General features: G+C 54.2%; 19 protein-coding genes and 1 other RNA gene. 7 read left to right on the forward strand and 13 right to left on the reverse strand.

The features are described from left to right. Positions 1-62: 62 nt before the first annotated feature. Positions 63-3596 (reverse strand): pyruvate:ferredoxin (flavodoxin) oxidoreductase, encoded by a 3534-nt coding sequence (gene nifJ / locus RZ35_RS04180; protein WP_026742174.1) that lies wholly within the window; start codon positions 3594-3596, stop codon positions 63-65. Between the two features lie 293 nt (positions 3597-3889). Here nifJ and RZ35_RS04185 point away from each other — a divergent pair, with 293 nt between their 5' ends. Further along, positions 3890-4474, forward strand: a complete 585-nt coding sequence (locus RZ35_RS04185; RefSeq protein ID WP_026742175.1) for a GNAT family N-acetyltransferase — start codon at positions 3890-3892, stop codon at positions 4472-4474. A 133-nt stretch (positions 4475-4607) separates the two neighbouring features. Here the strand turns inward: RZ35_RS04185 and ddlA are convergent, their stop codons facing one another. The 6 genes from ddlA to smpB form a co-directional block, all read right to left on the reverse strand. After that, a complete protein-coding gene (ddlA, locus tag RZ35_RS04190; RefSeq protein WP_026742176.1) occupies positions 4608-5708 on the reverse strand; it encodes a D-alanine--D-alanine ligase in 1101 nt (366 codons plus the stop codon). A gap of 189 nt (positions 5709-5897) precedes the next feature. After that, a complete protein-coding gene (mltB, locus tag RZ35_RS04195) occupies positions 5898-6980 on the reverse strand; it encodes a lytic murein transglycosylase B (protein ID WP_026742177.1) in 1083 nt (360 codons plus the stop codon). Between the two features lie 490 nt (positions 6981-7470). Further along, positions 7471-10095, reverse strand: a complete 2625-nt coding sequence (locus RZ35_RS04200) for a heavy metal translocating P-type ATPase (protein ID WP_081825692.1) — start codon at positions 10093-10095, stop codon at positions 7471-7473. Then, entirely contained in the window at positions 10052-10420 is a 369-nt protein-coding gene (locus tag RZ35_RS04205; protein WP_026742178.1) for an ArsR/SmtB family transcription factor, read from the reverse strand. Before RZ35_RS04205 ends, RZ35_RS04200 begins: the two co-directional genes overlap by 44 nt. A 605-nt stretch (positions 10421-11025) precedes the next feature. Further along, positions 11026-11389, reverse strand: a transfer-messenger RNA (tmRNA) gene (gene ssrA, locus RZ35_RS17130). 49 nt (positions 11390-11438) lie between these two features. Next, a complete protein-coding gene (smpB, locus tag RZ35_RS04210) occupies positions 11439-11921 on the reverse strand; it encodes an SsrA-binding protein SmpB (protein WP_026742179.1) in 483 nt (160 codons plus the stop codon). 153 nt (positions 11922-12074) lie between these two features. Here smpB and RZ35_RS04215 point away from each other — a divergent pair, with 153 nt between their 5' ends. Next, positions 12075-12509: a type II toxin-antitoxin system RatA family toxin gene (locus RZ35_RS04215; RefSeq protein WP_026742180.1), complete on the forward strand. Its 435-nt coding sequence runs from the start codon at positions 12075-12077 to the stop codon at positions 12507-12509. After that, positions 12502-12792, forward strand: a complete 291-nt coding sequence (locus RZ35_RS04220; protein ID WP_026742181.1) for an RnfH family protein — start codon at positions 12502-12504, stop codon at positions 12790-12792. Before RZ35_RS04215 ends, RZ35_RS04220 begins: the two co-directional genes overlap by 8 nt. A gap of 322 nt (positions 12793-13114) precedes the next feature. Here RZ35_RS04220 and bamE read toward each other — a convergent pair whose 3' ends face one another. The 3 genes from bamE to nadK form a co-directional block, all read right to left on the reverse strand. After that, positions 13115-13453, reverse strand: a complete 339-nt coding sequence (bamE, locus tag RZ35_RS04225; protein WP_026738635.1) for an outer membrane protein assembly factor BamE — start codon at positions 13451-13453, stop codon at positions 13115-13117. A gap of 111 nt (positions 13454-13564) precedes the next feature. After that, positions 13565-15226, reverse strand: coding sequence for a DNA repair protein RecN (gene recN / locus RZ35_RS04230; RefSeq protein ID WP_026742182.1), 1662 nt, complete (start codon positions 15224-15226; stop codon positions 13565-13567). Between the two features lie 85 nt (positions 15227-15311). Beyond that, a complete protein-coding gene (nadK, locus tag RZ35_RS04235) occupies positions 15312-16190 on the reverse strand; it encodes an NAD(+) kinase (protein WP_026742183.1) in 879 nt (292 codons plus the stop codon). 136 nt (positions 16191-16326) lie between these two features. Between nadK and grpE the strand changes: the two genes are divergently transcribed. Together grpE and RZ35_RS04245 are read left to right on the forward strand one after the other, a co-directional pair. After that, positions 16327-16899, forward strand: a complete 573-nt coding sequence (gene grpE / locus RZ35_RS04240; RefSeq protein ID WP_026742184.1) for a nucleotide exchange factor GrpE — start codon at positions 16327-16329, stop codon at positions 16897-16899. A gap of 328 nt (positions 16900-17227) precedes the next feature. Beyond that, positions 17228-18466, forward strand: a complete 1239-nt coding sequence (locus RZ35_RS04245; RefSeq protein ID WP_026742185.1) for an Nramp family divalent metal transporter — start codon at positions 17228-17230, stop codon at positions 18464-18466. Positions 18467-18507: 41 nt separating this feature from the next. Here RZ35_RS04245 and RZ35_RS04250 read toward each other — a convergent pair whose 3' ends face one another. Genes RZ35_RS04250 through RZ35_RS04260 form a run of 3 tightly spaced genes read right to left on the reverse strand, consistent with a single transcriptional unit; the run spans position 18508 to position 21781 of the window. Further along, entirely contained in the window at positions 18508-18708 is a 201-nt protein-coding gene (locus tag RZ35_RS04250) for a tautomerase family protein (protein WP_026738640.1), read from the reverse strand. Positions 18709-18751: 43 nt separating this feature from the next. Then, positions 18752-20587, reverse strand: coding sequence for an FAD/NAD(P)-binding protein (locus RZ35_RS04255; protein ID WP_026742186.1), 1836 nt, complete (start codon positions 20585-20587; stop codon positions 18752-18754). A 3-nt stretch (positions 20588-20590) separates the two neighbouring features. After that, a complete protein-coding gene (locus tag RZ35_RS04260) occupies positions 20591-21781 on the reverse strand; it encodes an MFS transporter (protein WP_036152610.1) in 1191 nt (396 codons plus the stop codon). A 111-nt stretch (positions 21782-21892) separates the two neighbouring features. Between RZ35_RS04260 and RZ35_RS04265 the strand changes: the two genes are divergently transcribed. Continuing rightward, positions 21893-22777 (forward strand): LysR family transcriptional regulator, encoded by an 885-nt coding sequence (locus RZ35_RS04265; RefSeq protein ID WP_026742188.1) that lies wholly within the window; start codon positions 21893-21895, stop codon positions 22775-22777. Positions 22778-22867: 90 nt separating this feature from the next. After that, the gene (nudK, locus tag RZ35_RS04270) at positions 22868-23449 is read left to right on the forward strand and encodes a GDP-mannose pyrophosphatase NudK (protein WP_026742189.1); all 582 of its coding nucleotides are present in this window, start codon (positions 22868-22870) and stop codon (positions 23447-23449) included. Positions 23450-23474 lie beyond the last annotated feature (25 nt).

Consider the following 23474-nt stretch of genomic DNA (forward strand, 5'->3'; position numbering starts at 1 on the left):
ACCACAAAAAACGCCCTGCGCCGGAGTGACGGCGCAGGGCGTGGAGATTGCCGCGGCGGCTGTTATTCCTGAGTGTTCTTCTCGGCCTTGCCGGCCATCAAATTCAGGAAGTCATAGCGACGGCGCAGATCCAGCTCGGCTTCTTCATACAGTACGGCCGTTTCCTCCGGCATCTGCGTATTCAGGCGTCGGAACCGTTGCTCTTTAAGCAGCGTGTCGCTCAGGCTGGCGGACGGTGGACGAGAGTCCGTCATCAGCGCCGGTTTGCCTTCCGCGCTGCGGCGTGGGTCGAAGCGGTACAGCGGCCAGAAGCCGGTCGCCGTCAACTGACGCATCTGATCGTGACTGAACGCCAGATCGTAGCCGTGCTCTTCACATGGGCTGTAGGCGATAATCAGTGACGGACCCGGCCAGGCTTCCGCTTCCTGAATCGCTTTCATCGTCTGGTTGAGCTGAGCGCCCAGCGAGATCTGCGCGACGTAGACGTGACCGNACATCATGACGTTGATGCCGAGATCTTTCCGCGCCTTGCGTTTGCCGTTCTCGCCGAACTTGGTCACCGCACCCAGCGGCGTCGCTTTGGACTGCTGGCCGCCGGTGTTGGAGTAGCACTGCGTATCCAGCACCAGAACGTTAACGTTTTCCGACAGGCTCATCACGTGGTCCAGACCGCCGTAGCCAATATCATAAGCCCAGCCATCGCCCCCGATCAGCCAGATGGATTTATCGACCAGATGATCAGCCTCTTCCGATAATTGACGCGCTTCGTGGCTCGTCAGNGAAGCAAGCTGCTCGCGTAGCTGCTCGATCTGCTGGCGACGATCGTCGGTTTTGATATTTTCTTCCAGCAGAGAGGCTACCAGTTCCGTCGGCAACTGAGGCGCCAGCTGGTTCAGCAGGCGCTGCGCGCGCTGACGATGATGATCTACGCTCAGGCGGAAGCCCAGACCGAACTCGGCGTTATCTTCAAACAACGAGTTGGCCCATGCCGGACCGCGGCCGTTGGCGTCGGTAGTCCAAGGCGTCGTTGGCAGGTTGCCGCCGTAAATCGACGAACACCCCGTGGCGTTGGCGATCAGCAAACGGTCGCCGTACAGCTGGGTCAGTATCTTGATATAGGGCGTTTCGCCGCAGCCGGAGCAGGCGCCGGAGTATTCAAACAGCGGGGTAATCAGCTGAGACGTACGAATATCGATACGTTCCAGTTTGTTGCGGTCGATTTCCGGCAGATTCAGGAAGAAGTCGTAATGTGTCTTCTCTTCCTCAACGTGTTCCAGACGCGGCTTCATGTTGATTGCCTTGATCTCTGGATTCTGACGATCTTTCGCCGGGCATACCTCCACACATAGGTTACAGCCGGTGCAGTCCTCAGGCGCAACCTGCAATACGTATTTCTGGCCGCGCATGTCGCGGGCCTTCACGTCCAGCGATTGCAGCGACGCAGGCGCGGCATCCATCTCCTCCGCCGGTACGACTTTGGCTCGGATGGCGGCGTGCGGGCAGGCGGCGACGCAATGGTTGCACTGGGTGCACAGGTCGGGTTTCCACAGCGGGATTTCTTCCGCGATGTTGCGTTTTTCCCAACGGGTGGTGCCCGTCGGCCAGGTGCCGTCCGGCGGCAGCGCGGAGACGGGAAGGGTATCGCCTAATCCGGCCAGCATGGCGGCGGTCACGGTCTTGACGAAGNCGGGCGCGGCGTCGGAGACGACCGGCGGGCGCTGCGGGCTGCCTGGGTTGACCGGTTCCAGCGGAACGGCGGCCAGCGCTTCCAGCGTAGCGTCCAGCGCGCGCCAGTTACGTTCCACCAGCTCCACACCCTTGCTGCCATAGCTGCTGTTGATGGCGGCGCGCAGCTTCTCCCGCGCATCTTCACCCGGCAAAATTTGCGACAGGTGGAAGAAGGCCATCTGCATGACGGTATTGATACGCGCACCCAGCTGGCAATCACGTGCGATCTTGGCGGCATTGATACAGTAGACCCGCGCCTGACGCTGATTCAGTCCCGCCTGCACTTCCTGCGGCAGTCGGTGCCACAGGTCTTCGCTGCTATACGGCGTGTTAATCAGGAAGACTCCGCCCGGTTTCAGGCGTTCGACCATGTTGTATTTATCAATGAACTGCCACTGGTGACAGGCCACGAAGTCGGCCTGCTCGATCAGATAGGCCGCGTTGATGGGCGTCGGGCCGACGCGCATGTGGGATACGGTCAGGCTGCCGGCTTTCTTCGAGTCATACACGAAGTAGCCTTGCACGAACATCGGCGTGGAATTACCGACGATTTTGATGGAGTTTTTAGTGGCGGAGACGGTGCCGTCGCTGCCCAAACCGTAGAACAGCGCTTCGTGCGACGCCTGCGTCGGCATCGGCAGGTTGGACAGCGGCAGAGACAAATGGGTCACGTCATCGTAGATACCCACCGTGAAGCGCGGGCGTGGGTTGGCGAGCGCTAACTCTTTAAAGATGGCCTCGACGCACTGAGGCGTAAATTCTTTGGACGACAGGCCGTAACGGCCGCCGATCACACGGGGCATGAGTGGGCGCTCNCCTCGTGAGAAAGCCTCGGCCACCGCGGTCATGACATCCAGATACAGCGGCTCCGCCAGCGCGCCCGGCTCTTTGGTGCGGTCCAGTACGGCAATGTTCTGTGCGGTCTGCGGGATGACATCCAGCAGATGCTTGGCGGAGAACGGGCGGTACAGACGCACTTTCACCACACCGACTTTTTCGCCACGGGTCAGCAGCGTATCAATGACTTCTTCGCTGGTGCCGACGCCGGACCCCATCAGGATGATGATGCGGGTCGCTTCCGGATGTCCATAGTACTCAAACGGGTGGTACTGACGACCGGTCGCGGCGGCGAAGTCGTTCATCGCCTGTTCAACATGCTGATAGGCATCGTTGTACCAGGTATTGGTGGCTTCGCGCGCCTGGAAGAAGGTATCCGGGTTGGACGCGGTCCCGCGAATGACGGGACGTTCTGGTGTGAGCGCTCGCTCACGATGCTCATCAATCGACTTCTGCGGCAACAGCTGCAGAATGTGTTCATCGCTGAGCGGCTCGATCTTATTGATTTCGTGCGAGGTGCGGAAACCATCAAAGAAATGAATAAAAGGCAGGCGGCTGTTCAGACTGGCCATCTGAGAGATCAGCGCGAAGTCCTGCGCTTCCTGAACGTTGCTGGCGCACAGCATGGCGCAGCCGGTTTGACGTACGGCCATCACATCCGAATGGTCGCAGAAAATGGACAACGCGTGGGTGGCTACGGTACGGGCGGCCACGTGCAGGACGAAGGGCGTCAGCTGCCCGGCCAGTTTGTACAGCGTCGGGATCATCAACAACAGTCCCTGCGACGATGTAAACGAGGTCGCCAAGGCCCCGGTTTGCAGCGCACCGTGCACGGNCGCGATGGCGCCGGCTTCGGACTGCATTTCCATCACACGCGGCGTGTCTCCCCACAGGTTGCGGCGGCCTTCGCTGGACCAGGCTGCGGCCTGCTCCGCCATGGTGGAACTGGGCGTAATGGGGTAAATGGCGATAACTTCATTAGCTCGCCAGGCCACGGATGCGACTGCGTTATTACCGTCGGTGGTGATCATGACTTAACCTTCAATTGCTGAGCGAATTACCTTATGGGGCGGGTTTTATCACCGCTGGGACTGATCGTTATACAGCCGTTTGGGCGCGGAGTTGTCTTAAATATCTGTTCACTTCTCGCTGCAGCCAATATGTAGCAATTTTGTTACAGCGAGACGAATCGTTTTTCGATCATAACAGGTCCGACGAAAACGTTCATCCTTGCGACGAATACGGGAACTGTTTTTTCCTGCGCCGCCACTGAATCCTCATCACCCCGTTCATTTATGTGGGGACCGCGCGTAAGGNGGATGTTATGACAAAAGAAAAGCGACAACAGCCGAGCATTGACACACCGCGTCTGGCGCTGCGACCGCTGCGGGATTCCGACGCTGAAACGTTGTTCGCACTGCTGGAAAGCGACCCGCGCATTGCCGCTATGGCCGTGCATATTCCTTATCCCTGTCCGCAATCCCGGATTTCATCGTGGATTGCTTCTCTACAGGGTGACTGGCTAAGCGGAAAAAGCGTGACGTTCGCCCTGTGTCTGCGACAGGTAGGCGAAGTCGTGGGCGCGATTTCGCTGTCGGCGCTGGATAGCCATTACCCGGAAGTCGGATACTGGTTGGGGCCGGAGTATTGGGGGCGCGGCTATGGCACGGAAGCCTGTCTGGCGATATGCCAGTTCGCGTTTCAGCAACTCGGTTTGGACCGGCTGTATGCATGCCACAAAGACGGCAATATTGCGTCAGGCAAGGTGCTGCTGAAAAGCGGATTTCAGCGACTGGGCAGTCAGAATCTGTATATCGCCGAGCTGCAGCGATATGAATGGGTCGCTTTTTATTTGAGAGTCGCCGCTGGGGAGACGGTGCTGGCGCAAGATGATGCGCTGGCGGAATAACTGCCGCTTGAGGCGTCGTGAATATCGGGGACAGGTGAAGGAAGGCGCGTTCGAGGTAAATCCGGATATCGAGAGAGAAATAGAAGGCGAACCGGGCAAGAGGTTCAGTCGCCTTGCCCGATGACCATGAGCGTCAGTCGCGTACTGAGCTTTGCAGGGCGTTGTCCTGTTTGTAGCGCTCCAGCGCCAGCTCAATCAACTGAGTAATTAATGCGGTATAGCCAATACCGCTCGCCTGCCAAAGCTTCGGATACATACTGATATTGGTGAAACCGGGCAGCGTATTGACTTCGTTGATGACGATCTCGTCGTCCTGAGTCAGGAAGACATCGACCCGCGCCATCCCTTGACACTCCAGCGTCTGGAAAGCGCGCAGCGCAACGGCGCGAATACGCTCGTCGGTCACTTCCGGCAGAGGTGCCGGGATTGCGACGCCTGCGCCGTCTTCATCAATGTATTTGGTATCGTAAGAGTAGAACTCGTCGTGCAGCACGATCTCGCCGCATACGCTGGCCTGTGGAAAATCGTTGCCCAGTACGGCGCATTCGATTTCACGGCCGACAATCGCGGACTCTACCAGCACCTTATGGTCATAGCTGAACGCCAGATCGACCGCGCGTCGGAATGACGCTTCGTCTTTGACTTTGCTGACGCCGACGGAAGATCCTTGATTGGCCGGTTTGATAAACAAGGGCAGGCCGAGTTTGGCGGTGATCGTGGTGAAATCGAATCGACGGCGGTTGGCGCGGGTGAGCGTCACAAACGGTGCGACCAGCAGTCCGGCGTCTCGTAATAGTCGCTTGGCGACATCTTTATCCATGCTGNCTGCTGAGCCGAGTACGCTGCTGCCGACGAACGGTATATTAGCCATCCGCAGCAGTCCCTGCAGAGAACCATCTTCGCCCAACGTGCCGTGAACGATCGGGAAGATCACGTCGATCTGGGACAGGGCATTTGCACTTTTCGTATCGATTAACTGGCGGTCAGCCCGGCCGGGGATCAGCGCGACATGCTGGCTTGAACGGTTAAGGGCTATCTTCGCCGGGTTTTCTGCATTCAGCAGATAATTGGAGGCATCATTAATGTGCCATTCACCCTGCTTGTCGATGCCCAGCAGCACGACGTCGAATCTATCCTTATCAATGGCTTCCACGATGTTTTTGGCGGACTGCAGCGAAACTTCGTGTTCTGCCGATTTACCACCGAACACGACGCCAACTCGAATCTTAGTCATATCACTCTTTCCGTTATGCGAGGTCTTTGCCCCAGCCTTAATCGATAGTTCTCACTAAAACAGCCAACGACACCGGGCGCAAGGGAATCATTCCGGGAAATTCGATTTTACGTTGCAAGCGAAGAAACTATCGCCTAAGCGCCTAACTCCCCGCCGGTCCATCAGCCTCTCACACGGGTAGACATGACGTCACTGCTGACTTTTCCGGGCGATTTTCACCTCTTCGCCCAACTGCCAGACCACCATGGCGTAATGGGTGCTGTGGTTATAGCGAGTGATGGTGTAGAAGTTGGGTTGGCCGTACCAATATTGATAGCGGTTCCCCATATCTAAACGCAATAGGCTGACGTTCTGGTTACCGACTAGTGGTTCGAGCGGCGACAGGCCGGCGGCGGACAGGGTTCTCATCGAGTAACGGGTATTGAAGCCGGTGTCCAGACTCAACGCTTGGCCATTAGCGGCGACGGCGACCTGCCCGTCGCGTACCCAGCCGTGAGCTTTGAAGTAGTTGGCGACGCTGCCGATGGCGTCGACGGGGTCCCAAAGATTGGGGATGCCATCGCCATTAAAATCTACCGCATAGCGCTTAAAGGCGGAGGGCATGAATTGCCCATATCCCATCGCGCCGGCGTAAGAACCCCGCAGCGTCAGCGGATCAAAACCATCTTCTCGGGCCATTAACATAAATTGCTCCAGCTCGCCTTTGAAATAGGCGGCGCGGCGCGGATAGGCGAATGAGAGTGTCGCCAGCGCATCCAAAATACGGGTTTTACCCATGATGCGGCCCCAACGGGTTTCGACGCCGATAATCCCCACGATGATTTCCGGCGGCACGCCATAGGTCTGCCATGCTCGATTCAAGGCATCTTCGTATTGGTTCCAGAACATCACGCCATTTTGCACGTTGTCCGGCGTAATGAATTTCTTGCGATAACGCAGCCAGGCGCCGTTGGGGATATTGGAAGGCAGCGCGGTTGACGGGGNGGGNGCCTGTCGATCCATCAGCCGGATCACACCGTCCAGCCGTTGCGCCTGTCCAAGCACACGGTGCAGGNTTTCGCGCTCGAATCCGTACTCTTTCACCATATGATCCACGAAGCGATCGACGTCTGGATTATTTGCGAAGTCCCCGTTCAGGAAGCTCGCTGACGAAGAGTGAAAAAAACCGCCAGAGGGCTTTAGCGTAGTGTCTGAAGGGAGGGAAGAGGCTGGCTTGCTGCTACACGCTTGCAGCAACACGATAAGGGGCAATAAAGCAACCAGTCGACGCATCGGAAATCCATAAAATTTAGGAAAATTGGATGTTGGAATGTTAGCTCATCACGTTGAAAAACGGTTAGTGAAATGCGAATAGTTCGGTTAATTATTCACTCGGTGGTTCGCTTCATTATTGCTTCAGTACATACCTGACGTGATCGGCTCCCCATTGATTAACATGCGGTAGTGTTTGTTCTGGCACTCAGTTGCCCGCAAGAGTTGCGTCAGGCGGCAATGAGCGATAAGCAGACGATTTGCTAATATTCTGGCTTGCCGTTGCTCTGTTCTGGCTACTCATCCACAGCCGATAAACGCGAAAGTATCGATGACACTCAACCTGCGTTTTTTTAATTCACAACTACTCGTGTATGAGTAACATGACGCATTAATAAACACATGAATAGCAATGATTAAGCTTTTAACCGCTGCTATTTTGTTTGCTTTTTCTGTGTTTATTTTCTTAAAGGAAATACCCGGTGGAGTGCCGGGGAAAAATACGTTTTGTTCAGTGACGGAAGCGAAGTAGCCGCAGACTGTTCAGAATGACCAGAAGTGCCGCACCGGTATCGCTGAGTACCGCCATCCACAATGTTAGCCAGCCGGGGAAAATCAGCGCCAGCGCCAGCACTTTAACGGTAAGGGAAAAGATAATGTTTTGACGAATGATCGATGCGGTCAGTCTACTGAGTGCAAACGCATGGGGTAACTGCTCAAGCCGATCAGACATCAGTACCACGTCCGCGGTTTCAATGGCGGAATCCGTTCCGGCTCCGCCCATAGCGATGCCAATATCCGCAGCCGCCAGCGCGGGAGCATCATTGATACCGTCACCTACCATGGCAATACGGGTACCTTTATGTCGCCACTCTTCAATCACGCTGACCTTGTCTTCCGGAAGCAGTTCAGCGCGCCAAGCGTCCACGCCAGCCTGCGCGGCGATGGTGCGGGCCGTGCCTTCATTATCACCGGTCAGCATTAGCGTATGCGTCATCCCGTCCGCGCGCAGAGCGTTTAGCGCGTCCAGCGTGGTGGGACGAATGGCATCAGCGATGGTAAACACGCCGTAAACAGCCTGCTGCGTACCCAGAAGGACCAATGATGTCCCCTGATTTTTCAATTCATCAAGCGCCGAACGGATTTCAGCTGAGAAGGAAATGCTCGTAAACAGCTTTTCATTGCCCGCCAGCCAGACTGTGTCATCAAAAGTGGCGACAGCCCCTTTACCGGGAATAGCCTGATGCGCAGACGCTTCCAGACTCTTCGCACCCTGTTCGCGCGTCCAGGTGCTCACCGCTGCCGCCAGCGGATGCGAGGAGTGCGCTTCAATGCTCAGAGCGATATTCAGCAGTTGATCCGGGTCACCGCTGAACACCTGCCAGCCGGTGACGCGCGGTTTACCTTCGGTCAAAGTGCCGGTCTTATCAAACGCCAGCGCACGGATGCTGCCGAGTTTTTCCAGAGTGATGCCCCCTTTAACCAGGATACCGTGGCGCGCCGCGTTGCCTATCGCCGAAACAATGGCGACTGGAGTTGAGATGACCAAGGCACATGGACAGGCGACGACCAGCAGTTCAAGCCCGCGATAGAACCAAGTGGTCCAGCTTCCCACTCCCAGCAGCGGCGGCAGCACCATAACCAGCAGTGCAACCACAAACACTACCGGCGTGTAAACGGCAGAGAAACGCTCAACAAAACTCTCGGTCGGGGATTTACGGCTCTGCGCGTCTTCAACCATATGAATGATGCGCGCCAGCGCGGAATCGGAGGCAGGACGGGTGACCCGCACCTCCAGCACGCCGTTGTGGTTTATGCTGCCCGCGTAAACATTATCTCCCGGCGCCTTATCCACCGGAATCGACTCACCGGTAATGGGGGCCTGATTGACCCCTGATTCTCCGGTGACCACTTCGCCGTCTAGCGCAAGACGATCGGCTGGTTTCNCCAGCATGATTTCGCCCGGGCGGNCCTGCGCAACCGGAACTCTGACCCACTCGCCATTGCGGCGAATCGTGGCCTGTTCAGGTGCCAATGCCATAAGATTGCGAATGGAGTTGCGCGTTTTTTCAATGCTACGGCTCTGGAGGGCGGTGCCAAGCGAGAACAGGAATACTACGCTTGCGCCTTCGATCCACTGTCCAATGACGGCTGCACCCAATGCGGCAGCCGTCATCAATACGTTCATGTCCAGCGATCGACTGAGGAGCGCATACCAAGCGCTGCGAAATGGCTTCAGCCCACCGGCAACAATGGATAACGCATACAACATCACCGGGATGATATGCGGCACGCTCATATGCGAGAGTACAAAGCCGGTAACCAGTGCTGCGCCGGAAATCAACACGCTTCTCAGTCCACTGAAGCGTCCTGGCTCTGCGACAGACGTGGTATCAGAAAGTCGCTGTGCCTGATAACCAGCTTTTTTGAGCTCACTGATGATCTGCTCCGGCGTCAATTGGTGTCGCACTGACATGCGGCCGGTAGCAAAACTGACTTCTGCCGCTTTCACGCCCGGTGTTTTCATCAGGTGCTTTTCAATCGTGACAGCGCAGGCACCGCAGTCCATGCCCTCAATCAAATAGGTATCCGCCTCCTCTTTGTTTACTGCATCGAGGGTGAAGCCGAGTTTCTGCACGGCTCTTTCCATGACTGTACGCACCTCTGGCTGGCTCAGTGCAACCTGCATGGTACCAGCGCTGAAATTAACATCACAGGCTGTTACACCACTCATCTGCGTCACTTTGCGTACAATAGTGGCCGCACAGGAGGGGCAGTCCATGCCGCCGATACGGTAATCCAGTTGTTCAGTTGCTTTTGCTGAAGTCACAGTGGGGCTATCACATACGCCGAAGATACAGCAACCGGAATCGATAGGCGTCGCTTCTGCTGGCGGGATGCAACAGGCATCTGTACAGGTGTTATCTGGTTTGGCTGTTGCTGGAGCACTGCACTCATTCTGACAGGTGTCCTCCCATATCCCTCTTAGCGCTGGTTTTGCGGATTTTTGTTTGCTCATGGTTAGGTTAGCCCGGCCGCAAAGTCGCCCCGGCTTTATAGCGGAGATCTGGCCGATTTTACGGCCACCTAAATCAGGCTTCTTGTTCATCTTTTTCTCCCGGAACCAGCGAGGCATTCATGCCGCAGCAGGCAACGTCGCAACCAATTTCATCCATCAGTACGTCAAGCATATTGAGAAAATCCAGCATGTGTGGCCCTGACAGAGCGTAATAACAGTATTTCCCCTCCTGACGGCGGCTGATAATGCCGCAGCCCTTTAGGCAGGCGAGATGTTGGGAGATATTGGACTGGGTTCCGCCGGTCAGTGTGGTGATATCGTTGACGGTCTTCTCGCCTTCGCGAAGTGTAAGCAAGATATTGAGGCGCGTTCTCTCGGCAACNCCGCGCAGGAATTTCATCTTAGCGTTTAGGTGGGAGATCATAGTTATCATATCAGTCATGGCTAATACGAAACATATTAGTCATAACTGATGCGAAAAGATAGCTCGGCATAAGTAACTAAGATAAAAGGAGAGTTTAGCTAAAATATTTAATGCGATCCCACGTAGACCTCTCAGGCATACATGGTGAATCATTGTTGTCTTGAACAATATACGAGCAAGTTTGGCTGGTGATTTAAAAATAGTTAATGATCGGTTAAGTGTTCCGGAGGTCGCCCATGGGTATTATTACTTCAGCTAAAAGGGTGGTAAAACACGGCATCTGACAGCGCAGATAATTGGCGTGAGAAAATAGTCTTGTTCGCTCCCTGTGACCTGAAGTATTTGGATTGAAGTCAATGATGTCCGCTCTGGCATGAAGCGATCTGAGTTGCCCAGTTTATTAGGGGGGGGCAATATGATGATATCACGCGCATCAATGTGTATTAGTTAAAGGATAACAGGGTAACCGTGCCTAGGTATCTAAATGTTGAAGGCACCTAAATGTTGTGGAAGCCACAAGATTGCCACAGCAAGCAGCAGACACAAAAAAGCCCGCAGGGCTTGCGCCGTGCGGGCTCTTAGGACTTCATCGGATGACTCTGGTAATCACCGATGGAGAATTTTGGTGGAGCTGGGGGGATTTGAACCCCCGTCCGGAATTACTCTACCGTCGGTACTACATGCTTAGTCTAGTCTTTACATTCGCCTGGTAGCTGCGGACAGACACGCTACTAACAAACTAGCCTGATTAGATTTAACGCTTCAACCCCAGGCAAGGCATCCACGCGATCTCTTTTAGGTTTGACCTCTCTTGATCCCCGTCCTAAGAGCGGAGGCTAGGGAGAGAGGGCTATACGCAGGGTATTAAGCTGCTACAGCGTAGTTTTCGTCGTTTGCGACTATTTTTTTGCGGCTTTTTACGAGGCCAACCGCCCCTCGGCATGCACCTTGGGCTTTGCAAATCCCGTCGAATCCAGAATCAGCCCCAAGAAACTTTCGCTATTATACCAGAACTTACCGCGCTTAAGCCACCGGCTTAGCGGTTTGCGTTCTTCATGATACGGGCTTTGTCTAATTTCCACTCACGTTCTTTGATATTGTCGCGCTTATCGTGATCTCGTTTACCTTTCGCTACACCGATTTTGACTTTGCTCCAGGCATTTTTCCAGTACATCGACAGTGCGACAACGGTATAACCCTCGCGGCTGACTCGGCCGATGAGCGATTCTATCTCACGTTTGTTGAGCAACAGTTTGCGCGTGCGAGTGGGGTCGCATACAACGTGTGAAGATGCAACGTTGAGCGGTGTAATGGTGGCGCCAAAGAGAAAGGCTTCGCCGTCTCTTAAGGTCACATAGCTGTCGCTGATATTGGCTTTGCCCGCTCGCAGAGATTTGACTTCCCAACCTTGCAGTTCAAGGCCAGCTTCAAATTCTTCTTCGATGAAATACTCATGGCGAGCACGCTTATTTTGCGCAATGGTAGCGGAACCGGGTTTGTACGCTTTTTTCTTTTTCATAGTGCCGTCATTATACTAGATGTCTAAGGGAATGAAATCCCCGCCAAAGTGTAGAGTGACATTGTGTTCTGCCGTGGGGCAACTTTCCCGGCGTTTTAATCCGAAGACCGAAAGTGCTATTATTTTGCGCATTTGTGACTCTTGGAAAATGGTATGCCCAAAATCAATCGCTCTGCGTTAGTCCCCTACAGTGCCGAGCAAATGTATAAACTCGTCAATGATGTTCCTTCTTACCCTGCTTTTTTACCGGGATGTTCAGGAAGCCGAGTTTTATCCACCTCTTCGGAGGAAATGACTGCGGCGGTTGATGTTTCCAAAGCTGGCATTAGTAAAACCTTTACAACCCGAAATACGCTGACAGATAACCAGTCTATCTCAATGCAGCTGGTTGACGGCCCGTTTCGGCAATTAAAAGGCGATTGGCGGTTTACCCCCCTGAGCGAAGAGGCTTGTAAAGTGGAGCTTGACCTGGATTTTGAGTTCAAAAATGCGCTGATTGAACTGGCCTTCGGCAAAGTCTTTAAAGAGTTAGCGAACAATATGGTTCAGGCTTTTACCGAACGAGCCAAAGAGGTTTACAGTGCCTGAGATACGGGTTGAGGTGGTTTACGCGCTGCCGGAGCGTCAGTTTCTTCGTCCGCTGCAGCTCAATGAGGGTAGTACAGTAGAGCAGGCGATCAAAGCGTCGGGTTTGCTGACATTGCGTCCCGAGATAGATCTCAATATTAATAAGATTGGTATTTTTAGCCGCCCGGCCAAACTGGATGAAAAGTTGCAGGAAGGCGATCGCGTTGAAATCTATCGACCCTTGATTGCCGATCCCAAAGAGTTGCGCCGACAAAGGGCTGAACACTCAAAAAGTAAACGCTAGACGACGTGGGCCAACGAGCTAACCAACCTAACTAATTTCGTTGCCAGAAAAGTCCCCGTCAAAGGGAAAAAGTAAGGGTGGCAGTTTCACGAGCGTAGAATCGAAGAAGCGACAGCCACCTACTGACTTAATCGTTATTCCCGACATCTGCTGCGTGACGCACCCGTATGGACATACTGTGCGTATCTCGTTTAATCACGCGCTCGTATCGCACGCTTCCAGAATTCGGTATGACCTGAAAAGCTTTCCCGTAGAGGAAGGCTTTTCAGGCGTCTTCGGCTTCAACCCAACAGTCTAAAGCCTATCCGACAACACTGGCCGATCAGTTCAGCGCTGGCTTATTATCGATGCTGGTCAGAATGCCTTGGCTGTTGAAATTCAGCGTCAAAGTCTGCTGTTTCACGGCTTCATGTCCTGGCTGCTGGCGGAATACGTAGAACCAGGTATCGCTACCAAACGGGTCCTGCAACATCGGTGTTCCCAGAGAATAAGCAACCTGTTGTTTTGTCATACCATTATGGATCTTGGCGACATCAGCCGGAGCTAAGTAGTTCCCCTGGTTGATATCCGGGCGATAAACCACCTTCTCCAGAGTGGAGCATCCGGCGGTCAACATAACAGCGACCACCGCGGCGATGACAGTCAGCGTTTTACAGCGCATAGTGAGTTCATTCCTTAAGGGCATAGGTTGCCGATGATAATAGACCTTGCCTGTCTTGAAAACCGGCAAGGCCCATGTAAGACCTCAGGAACCTGAAAAAGTTGAACGTTTTTATGCGGCCAGTAACTCTTTGGCATTCGCCAGCGTATTCTTGGTCACGGCGCTCCCTCCCAACAGGCGGGCCAGCTCCTGAAGGCGAGCGCGTTTGCCGAGAGGCTCCATCAGTGTTTCAGTTTCTGCGCCGTCAGTCTGTTTGCTGACGAAGTAATGATGGTGCCCGCAACCGGCGACCTGTGGTAGATGGGTCACGCACATCACCTGCGTGGACTCACCCAGTTGGCGCAGCATTTTGCCTACGATCGCCGCGGTCGGACCGCTAATTCCCACATCCACCTCATCGAAAATTAGTGCCGGCGTATCCATTTTCTGTGCGGTGATGACTTGCAGAATCAATGCAATACGTGACAGCTCCCCGCCTGATGCGACCTTGGCCAATTGTTGGTGGGGCTGTCCTGGGTTGGTTGTGACGCGAAACTCGATTTGGTCGGCCCCCGTCATGCTGAGATGCTCGGTCGCGAAGGTGACGTGAATGGAGAATTGGCCGTGTGGCATTGCCAGTTCGCGCATGTTCTCTGTAATCAACAGGGAGAGCGCCTCAGCATGCTGGCAGCGACGAGTATGCAGTTGTTCAGCGGCATGCAGCGCCTGTTGGTGATATTCGTGTACAGCCTGACTCAAGGCCTCGTGATCGCTTTCCTGCTGATCCAACAACTGCTGCTCGTTCAGCAGTTGCTGATAAAACGTAGGTAGCTCTTCCGGCGTGACATGGTGTTTACGAGACAACGACAGCTGGCGGGAAAGCCGCTGCTCCAGTTCATACAGGCGGACAGGATCAAGCTCCATGCGGTCGCTGTAGTGACGCAACTCGTCGCTGGCTTCGCTGATCTGAATATGGGCTTCGTCGAGTAAAGACAGAATGCCAGACAGTGATTCGTCCAGCCCAACCAGTTCGGTCAGCGTCTGACGAGCGCTGTGTAACATACCGAGCAGGTTTTGCTCTTCCCCTTCGCTGAGGATATGCAACGTCTGTTGGCTCAAAGACTGTAACTGCCCACTATTGGCCAGACGTTTGTACTCGGCGTCGATCTGTTCGTATTCGCCAGCTTGAGGCGTAAACTCGTTCAATTCTTTTAACTGGTACTGCAGCAGCTCGCGTCGGGCCTCTCGCTCAATCGCGGCCTGCTGGTGCTGAGCAAGCTCCCGGCAGCTATGGTGCCACTGACGGCAAGTTTCTCGCATCGCAGACAGTAGCTGCGGTTCGTCCGCATAAGCGTCCAGCAGATATCGCTGATGTTCGGGTTTCAGCAGCAGTTGATGGGCGTGCTGACCGTGCAGTTGAATTAAATGCTGACCCAATTCACGAAGTTGGGAAAGCGGCACGGCAGTCCCGTTGATGAACCCGCGGGATCGCCCATCAGCTCCGACTACCCGGCGGAGAAGACATTCGTTGCTGTCATCTAACTGGTTGTGCTCCAGCCACTCAAGTGCGGCTGGCGTATCTGCTAAAGAAAACCGCGCGCAGATGTCCGCGCGCGCCGCGCCGGGGCGAACCATGCTGGCATCGGCGCGATTCCCGAGGCAAAGGCCCAAGGCATCAATCGCGATGGATTTGCCCGCCCCGGTCTCTCCGGTAATGACGCTCATACCTGCCTGAAAATCAATCTCCAGTTCGCGCACGATAGCGAAGTTACTGATAGTGAGTTGAGCCAGCATGATGTTTTTCCTGTATGTAAAAACAAGTGTTAATGCATACAGTATAAACTGGTTTTTTATACAGTAAAGTAGTTAGGTTGACTTATTAAAATAATTTTTTCGACCAGCCTAATTTACTGCTTAATGTATTGAAGTAATTATAATTTTCTGGATGGATCAGATTGAGGTGGTGAGGACTGCGGCGAATCAACACCTCTTCGCCTTCCTGTATAGGTAGCGCGATTTGACTGTCGCAGCTTATCTCTAAGTCATTGGTAATTTGAGAAAACTTTAGTCTGATAGTGCTGTCGTTGCTGATGACGAGCGGCCGAGCGGACAGCGTATGAGGGAACATGGGCACCAGCGCGATGGCATCCAGTGATGGACTCAGGATTGGGCCGCCGCCGGAAAGGGAATAGGCGGTGGAGCCGGTGGGCGTTGAGATAATCAAGCCGTCTGAACGCTGTGAAAAGGCAAAACTGTCGTCTATGTAGACTTCAAACTCGATCATGTGGGCAACTTTGCCGGGATGAAGGACGACTTCGTTGATGGCGCTGCTACTGCTGTTCATATGGTTGGCCCGGCACACCTGAGCCTCCAGCATAAAGCGACTTTCGCGAATATAGCGTCCGGCGAGGACGTCGCTCAGCTGTTGCTGGGCGTGATCCGGGTCCAGGTCGGTTAAAAAGCCGAGATTTCCTCGGTTGACGCCGATGACGCTGATATCGTAGCGGGACAGCACCCGCGCGGCGCCGAGCATGTTGCCGTCCCCACCGACCACTACGGCGAGGTCGGCCTGTTGCCCGACTTCCGCCAGACTGCCGGTGAAGGCGTCAGTAAGGTTCAGTTCCTGGGCAATATGTTGCTCAAGAATAACGGAATATCCTTGACCAGTTAGCCACTTATAGAGCATTTCGTGTGTGGCCAGGGCGGAAGGATGCCGCGGATGACCGACGATACCGATGCAGTTAAATGTTGTATTCATTGGGCGGTTAATCCTTACGGGAAGAGGCGTTCCGTGTTTTCAGCCGAGCAATATGTCAGGGTTCCCTTGAAACCCCCGTTATGATCCCCATAATAAGCGAACAAGCGAGATGAATGCCAAAACCGCGGAGTATTTCATGAGTAGTAAAGAACAGAAGTCGCCGGACGAACAGGTCCAGGATCAAAAGAAAGCAGCAGACGCCTCTGTTGAGACGCCAGAAGCAGCTGATCCCCGAGATGAACGTATTGCCGAACTGGAAGCGCAACTGAGCGAGTTACAGCAACGTGAGCGTGAAAGCGTGCTGCGTTCTCGCGCCGAGAGCGAGAATATTCGCCGCCGTGCGGAGCTGGACGTTGAAAAAGCGCATAAGTTTGCGCTGGAAAAATTTGCCGGTGAGATGTTGCCAGTGATCGATAATCTGGAGCGTGCGCTGGAAACGGCAGACAAGTCCAACGATGCGCTGACAGCCATGATCGAAGGGGTCGAACTGACGTTGAAATCCCTGCTGTCTGTCGTGCGCAAGTTCGGCATTGAGGTGGTGGCGGATGTGAATGTCCCGTTCAACCCGGAAATTCATCAGGCTATGANAATGATGGAATCTGCCGATCACGAGCCTAATCAGGTGATGCTGGTCATGCAGAAAGGCTACACTCTGAACGGTCGTCTGCTACGTCCGGCGATGGTTGCGGTATCAAAAGCGAAAGAGTAATACTTTTGGCTTTGCTTCGGAGCAGTGGGATGTCTACCTGCTCCGAAGAGAACCTGCTTTTTCTCTTCCCCTTTATCTCCCCTCCAAAGTATCGACTCGATAACAATTCTCGTCTGATTCATGCCGATCCGATTTTTTTTCAGGCTGGAAGCATCACATTGTTTATATTTTGTTAATATTAGTTTTCTGAAACGCATAGGGTTTTGTGTCGACATACATCATTATTTCTGCCTATCAGAATAATCATTTCTACCGATCTAAATGCACTTGATAATCATTCTCATATTTGTGAGAGTATAATTTCAGTATGTTTAGAAGGGTCAATTTTATGCAGGAGAGTCGCGTTATCACATCTGTCAGCCGTACATCTAGGAAGATCAAACTTTCCCTGATGGGGCCTGCGTTTATCGCGGCGATCGGCTATATCGATCCTGGTAACTTCGCGACCAATATTCAGGCCGGGGCTTCATACGGCTATCAGCTATTGTGGGTGGTCGTATGGGCTAATCTCATGGCGATGCTGATTCAGCTGCTTTCCGCCAAGTTGGGGATCGCGACCGGTAAAAACCTTGCCGAGCATATTCGCGACCGCTTTCCGCGTCCTGCCGTTTGGGCCTATTGGGTACAGGCTGAAATTATCGCTATGGCGACCGACCTGGCTGAGTTCATTGGCGCCGCTATTGGCTTCAAACTGCTGCTGGGCGTCTCTTTGCTGGAAGGTGCGGTGCTGACTGGTATCGCTACATTCCTGATACTGATGCTGCAACAGCGCGGGCAAAAGCCGCTTGAGATGGTGATAGGCGGCCTGCTGCTGTTTGTCGCTGCGGCCTATATCGTCGAGCTGATGTTTTCTCGTCCTGAGCTGGCATCGATTGCGCGCGGCATGGCTATCCCGAGTCTGCCGACCTCCGACGCCGTGTTGCTGGCGGCAGGCGTACTGGGTGCGACTATTATGCCGCACGTCATTTATCTGCATTCGTCGCTGACGCAGCATGAGGAAGACAACACTCGAAGCGATCGCTATGCTTCGACGAAGTTTGATGTGGCCGTGGCTATGACCATCGCTGGATTCGTCAACCTCGCCATGATGGCGACAGCCGCAGCGGCGTTTCACTTTAGCGGCAACACCCACGTTGCGGATCTGGATCAGGCGTATTTAACGCTTAAACCCTTGTTGGGACAGGCAGCCGCGACGATATTCGGTCTCAGTCTGGTCATTGCGGGGTTGTCTTCGACGGTGGTGGGAACTCTGGCGGGGCAGGTCGTTATGCAGGGATTCGTCCGCTTTAGAATACCGCTGTGGCTGCGTAGAGCGGTGACCATGCTGCCATCGTTTATCGTCATCCTGTGCGGTATGGACCCTACGCGGGTGCTCGTCATGAGTCAGGTACTGCTGAGCTTCGGCATTGCGCTGGCGCTGGTTCCTCTGCTGTTATTCACCAACGATCGTGAACTTATGGGCGAGTTGGTCAACGGCCGGTGGGTGAAATTGATTGGCTGGATCATCGTCGCCGTGGTGGTGACATTGAACCTCTATCTGCTGATAGGCAGCCTGTTCGGTCTTTAGTACAAAGCGCGGCGCTTATTGCGCCGCATCTTTACGCGAGTTTATTTCCCTTTTCTCAATTCGGTGACGGGGACGCCGCCGATGCCCCAGTTATCCGTTTCAACCTCCTCAATCACCACGACGGTGGTGCTGGGATTCTTGTTTAAAACGTCTACCAACAATTTTGTTGCGCCTTCGATCAATTGCTTTTTCTGGTCAGCGGTCACGCCTTCCCGTGTCACTTTGATATTGACGTATGGCATCGTTTCCTCCGGTGTAGACCTGAAAATTATTCAGGTAATGGGACTACGAGAACACATTCGAATCATTCATGGAATAAAGCTGTTCCAACTGCTGATACATTTCGGTGACGCATCTTCCGGCATCCTGCAGCGCGCGAGAGTTAACCTGCGGACGCGGCAGCACATAGGTATAGAAGTTCGGTCCTTCTGCGAGGACTCCCAGCGCCCATAGTGATTTCTGCGTTTCTCCTTCGCTGGAGATTGGATGCTGATTGCGATCGATATCTATCCCGCCGGGATGATAGCCCTGGTTGATGAAGGGGCGGATAATTCCCTGTGTGATGAGGTTGTGGATAAACGGAGAATCATCATGCAGCGCAGAGAAACCGTCGATCTTGGCTTTGACCAGCACATCGAATTCCGTTCGGCTGTTCGTATCGGCAAACGTGCTGTTAATCTCGAAACACCCCGAGTGGGCGTTGAGCAGCAGCGTTGACGCAGGTCCCCCTGCAACTTTGACCACTCCCGCTTCCATCAGCGCCAGCAGTTCGCGATTGCGCACTAACGGCGGCCCCACCGCGATGCGGTTAAACACCGGCGCGTAGTGCTCTAACAGACGCTCATGGGATTCGCCCGTCAGCCCGCCGAAATCGATCGCATAGCGTAGAATGTCGCGCACATCTCGGATCACATCGGTAGCCGCTTTGACCGCGCCCTCGATATTGCCTAGATCCGCGGCGTGGAGATCGTCAATCAGGTGCGCCATAAAGAACTCGGTGTAGGCCTGCAGAGAAGCGAATGACATGCCCTGATGTGGATAAAACAGTGCGAGGATACGTTGACGATCCGCGGGATCTTCTTGATACGTCGCCGCATCCGGCCAGTGCTTATCCAGAGTGCTGCGATAGACGTAACACATCTCCTTCACCAGCAGAGGCAGGATCTGTTTTTCAAAATCCAACTTCGACGATCCCGTGTCGGAGTGCGTCTGCTGACGAAGTTTGTCGATGACGGCGAGAGTGATGAACGCGGGATGGTACTGCCCACCGATGCCTTTTTGATTACGGCCACGGCTGCTAAACGGCAGCGCCTGACGGGAGAACAGGGCGATATCCGGTTCACGTCCGCTGGGCGTGTATAACAATCGGTCTCCCTCTTCTGTGAAAATGCCTCCTCGGCCATAGGTTAGTTGCGACAGCACATCGTAAGCGGTAAGCCCCATACCTTGAATCAGCACACGCGACTGGGGCGATATCTCGTCCAGCATCGTGGTTGGATAAGGCGTGCTGAAATACTGGAGTCGGGGATTTTGCGTGCGGTTGGCGGCCACGAACTGCAGCAGCACGTGATCGTCAATGGACAGCCTATTGTGCCCATGACCGGTGGTGAGGAAAACAAAATCGGCCGTAACGCACGTCCCGCCTTGCAGAGCAATGGTGGTTTTCCCGTTGTCCTGAAGGGTCATGTTGATGGCACGGTACGGACGATGGCGGATCACGAGATCGTGCGGCAGGCCGCGGGTGATTTCGTGGTATCCCCAGCCGAGATATTCGCCCAGCAGCCGACGGGGAAGGTAGTCGTTTTCCTGAACTTCAGTGCCATTTTTGTTTCGGTAGCCCTGTGCTCTGGCCCACTCACAAAAATTAAGCCCACGGCGGATGGGGCCGCTATTTTTGACCGACTCGTCACCGAATAGCGTAATTTGGCTGGCGACGGTGTTGACCAGCAGGTGGTCGGGTTGTTGAGGACTGTGAGCGCCCGTGCCAATTTCATTGGGGTCCACGAGCAGGATTTCCATTCCATCTGAATGTGGTGATTGCTGATAAAGCGTGATCAGACGTTCAAGAATACTTAACCCTCTTGGGCCTACGCCCAATATTGCGATAGTTGTTCGAGCCATAACTCATCTCCTTTGATTGATCGAACATTGACGATTTCCTGTTGTGAAATAACTCATTCCAGAGGCAATAAATAACGCGATGGCACCGCAGACAATGGCGGAGACGACCGCATGGGGACCGTATTTCAACGCGCTGGTCAGCAAGGGGCCGGCAATTTGCCCGATGCCGTAAGTCAAGGTGACGAGACCGAGCAGATTGATATGTCGCGGAACGCGAATGCGTTTGGCTAATGGCATCACCAGCGAGGTGGTGCCCATGAACGTGGCGCCGAAGCCGATGCTGCTGAGGGTTAACAGTACGGGGGAGNCGCTGACCAAGGTCAACAGGACGCACGCTCCCTGCAGGAAAAGATTTGCCGTCAGACATTGCTGCGTTCCCCAACGACCCGCGGCCCATAGCCAAATGAAGCAGCCGGGAACGATGCCGAGACCGACCAGCGACCACAGGTGGCTGGCAAGCAGCGGGAATGCCAGTGTCTTGGCCATCAGAGGCAGATAGGTGGCGATAATGATGTAGCCGAAGCCGGCGAGTCCATATAGCAGCGCCAACTGCCACCAGAGTATGGTTTCCTGTTTGACCGGCGTGGGAGCGACGCTGGCTGGCGCAGTGGCACGCCGTGGCGTCAGCAGCCACATTCCCATCAATAGCAAAGCGGACAGCAGGCCCGCGCCCCACCATAGGGTCTCTGCGTCCAGCGCATAGCGTTGGCCGACGACGACAAACTCATTCCCCATGATGATCCCCACGCCAACGCCCGCATATAACGCAGCGATAGCCCCAAAGTCATGCGTGAGGCGCATGATGCTTAATGAGCCGAAAATCATCATGCCAGCGCTGGCAATACCGGCGGTGAAACGAATCAACAGCGTCAGGGTAAAATCATGAGTCAGGGCCATGGCGAATGTCAGCACGGCGGTGGCGATAGCGGCGGCAAACAGCGTCGCGCTGGTATAAGCGGGGGGGATCAGGCGGCTGAAAGCAAACAGTAGGCTACCAAACAGATACCCCGCATAGTTGGCGCTGGCAAGGTACGAGAGCTGGTCGAAGGTAAACAGTTTCTCGCTGAGCATGATGGGCAACATGGGGGTGAAGAGAAAACGGCCGAGTCCCATTCCCAACGCCAAAATCGCCATGCCAAACAGCGCAGCGCTAATAGATGACGACAATTGCTGGGAATATCGCACATGATTCATTTTTCTCTTCCGAAGGTAGCAGGAATGGTGTTAGAGCTATCCTGACGGTTATTAGGATAAATAAAAGTGAATATTTATTAGCTAAATATTCATTTAAAGGGAGCGTACGATATGAACAGCAATTCATTGCGTTTCTTCAAGGCCGTAGCTGAGACCGGCTCTGTCACAGAAGCTTCAAAGCGTTTGCACTGTGTTTCGTCAAATGTGACTACCCGGCTCAAGCGATTAGAAGCCAGCCTCAATGTCTGTCTGTTCAGGCGTGAGAAAAATCGTCTCTACATCACGCCGGAGGGAGAATATTTGCTGGGGTATGCCAAACAAATTCTGGCGTTGATGGACGAGGCGCAGCGAAATTTGCAGGCCAGAACGCCTTCCGGGCCGCTACGCCTCGGGTCATTGGAAACCACGGCGGCGATCCGCTTACCTTCCCTGTTGTCCTCATTTAGCCTCGAGATGCCGCTGGTCGAGCTGAGTCTGGAAACCTATCCAACGTCTCAACTGGTTGAAAAAGTGCTAAATGGCCAATTAGATATCGCCTTTGTCGCTGACCATGGACTCTTACCGTNCGATCTGCTCGGATGCATGCCCGTCTGGCGGGAGAGGTTGGTTTTGGTCACGGCTAAGGATCACGCCGACGTCGTGACCGCCGACGATTTGCAGGTCACCAAACCGTTGGCGTTTGCACGAGGCAGCCACTACCGCTTCCGCTTCGAACAGTGGATTAGCCAGCAAAATCTGGCTGGCGCCGGGCTACAGGAGTTTGGATCTTTTCAGACCATTCTCGGCTGTGTAGCGTCAGGCATGGGAATTTNTCTTCTCCCTGAAAGCGTGGTCAGGCGCTATGCGCAGAGCTTTGCTGTCCGTAGCCATACTATCGACCCTGCGATTGGTGAAATCGATACGCTGATGATTTGGCTCAAGAGCCGAGAGTCGGGCTGGGGCTCTTCCGCATTCAGGCAATTTGTGGTCAATAACGGTTCGGTGCATGATGAGTGACTCGGCGTCGCCTGGTCGACATGGCCCGGCGATCCTGCTCATCAGAATATCCTGATGTTGATTGNCCCGATTTGAGACCGAGGACCTTTCATGACGTCATCGATTACCATCGTTAAAAAGAAACTGCTGTCCGACCAATGGTTTGTGCTGAATAAGTATGTTTATGACCTGAAGAGGAAAAACGGCGGAACCGTTCGGCAGGTTCGCGAGGTTTATGACCGGGGGAATGGGGCAACGATTCTGTTGTACAACCGGGAACGCGGCAACGTGGTTCTGACGCGTCAGTTTCGGTTGCCGACATACCTGAACGGCAATGAGAGCGGCATGCTGCTGGAAGCCTGTGCGGGGATGCTGGACGATCACTCGCCTGAAACCTGTGTACGCAATGAAGCCATAGAAGAGACCGGCTACGTCGTCAGAGACGTCGAAAAATTGTTTGAAGCCTATATGTCGCCGGGGGGAATGACTGAGATCATCCACTTCTTCGCCGCGCAGTACGACGACTCCTTGCGCGAAAACAGCGGAGGCGGGATTGACGATGAGGATATCGAAGTGGTCGAACTGCCTTTTTCCGAGGCGGTCGCCATGATGAAAGACGGACGAATCAAAGACGCGAAGACCATCATGCTCTTACAGTACGCCCAGATACAGGGGTGGTTTAGTCAGTCGTAGTGGATTGACTGTCAGGGCGGGGCGG

The sequence above is a fragment of the Lonsdalea quercina subsp. quercina genome (genome assembly GCF_000688655.1).
Classification (GTDB): Bacteria; Pseudomonadota; Gammaproteobacteria; order Enterobacterales; family Enterobacteriaceae; genus Lonsdalea; species Lonsdalea quercina.

Excerpts from the sequence above, each read along its gene's own strand:
- RZ35_RS04185 (WP_026742175.1), top strand. The coding sequence starts at position 3,890 with ATGACAAAAGAAAAGCGACAACAGCCGAGCATTGACACACCGCGTCTG.
- smpB (WP_026742179.1), bottom strand. The coding sequence starts at position 11,921 with ATGAAAAAGAAAAAAGCGTACAAACCCGGTTCCGCTACCATTGCGCAA.
- RZ35_RS04215 (WP_026742180.1), top strand. The coding sequence starts at position 12,075 with ATGCCCAAAATCAATCGCTCTGCGTTAGTCCCCTACAGTGCCGAGCAA.
- bamE (WP_026738635.1), bottom strand. The coding sequence starts at position 13,453 with ATGCGCTGTAAAACGCTGACTGTCATCGCCGCGGTGGTCGCTGTTATG.
- recN (WP_026742182.1), bottom strand. The coding sequence starts at position 15,226 with ATGCTGGCTCAACTCACTATCAGTAACTTCGCTATCGTGCGCGAACTG.
- nadK (WP_026742183.1), bottom strand. The coding sequence starts at position 16,190 with ATGAATACAACATTTAACTGCATCGGTATCGTCGGTCATCCGCGGCAT.
- RZ35_RS04245 (WP_026742185.1), top strand. The coding sequence starts at position 17,228 with ATGCAGGAGAGTCGCGTTATCACATCTGTCAGCCGTACATCTAGGAAG.
- RZ35_RS04250 (WP_026738640.1), bottom strand. The coding sequence starts at position 18,708 with ATGCCATACGTCAATATCAAAGTGACACGGGAAGGCGTGACCGCTGAC.
- RZ35_RS04255 (WP_026742186.1), bottom strand. The coding sequence starts at position 20,587 with ATGGCTCGAACAACTATCGCAATATTGGGCGTAGGCCCAAGAGGGTTA.
- nudK (WP_026742189.1), top strand. The coding sequence starts at position 22,868 with ATGACGTCATCGATTACCATCGTTAAAAAGAAACTGCTGTCCGACCAA.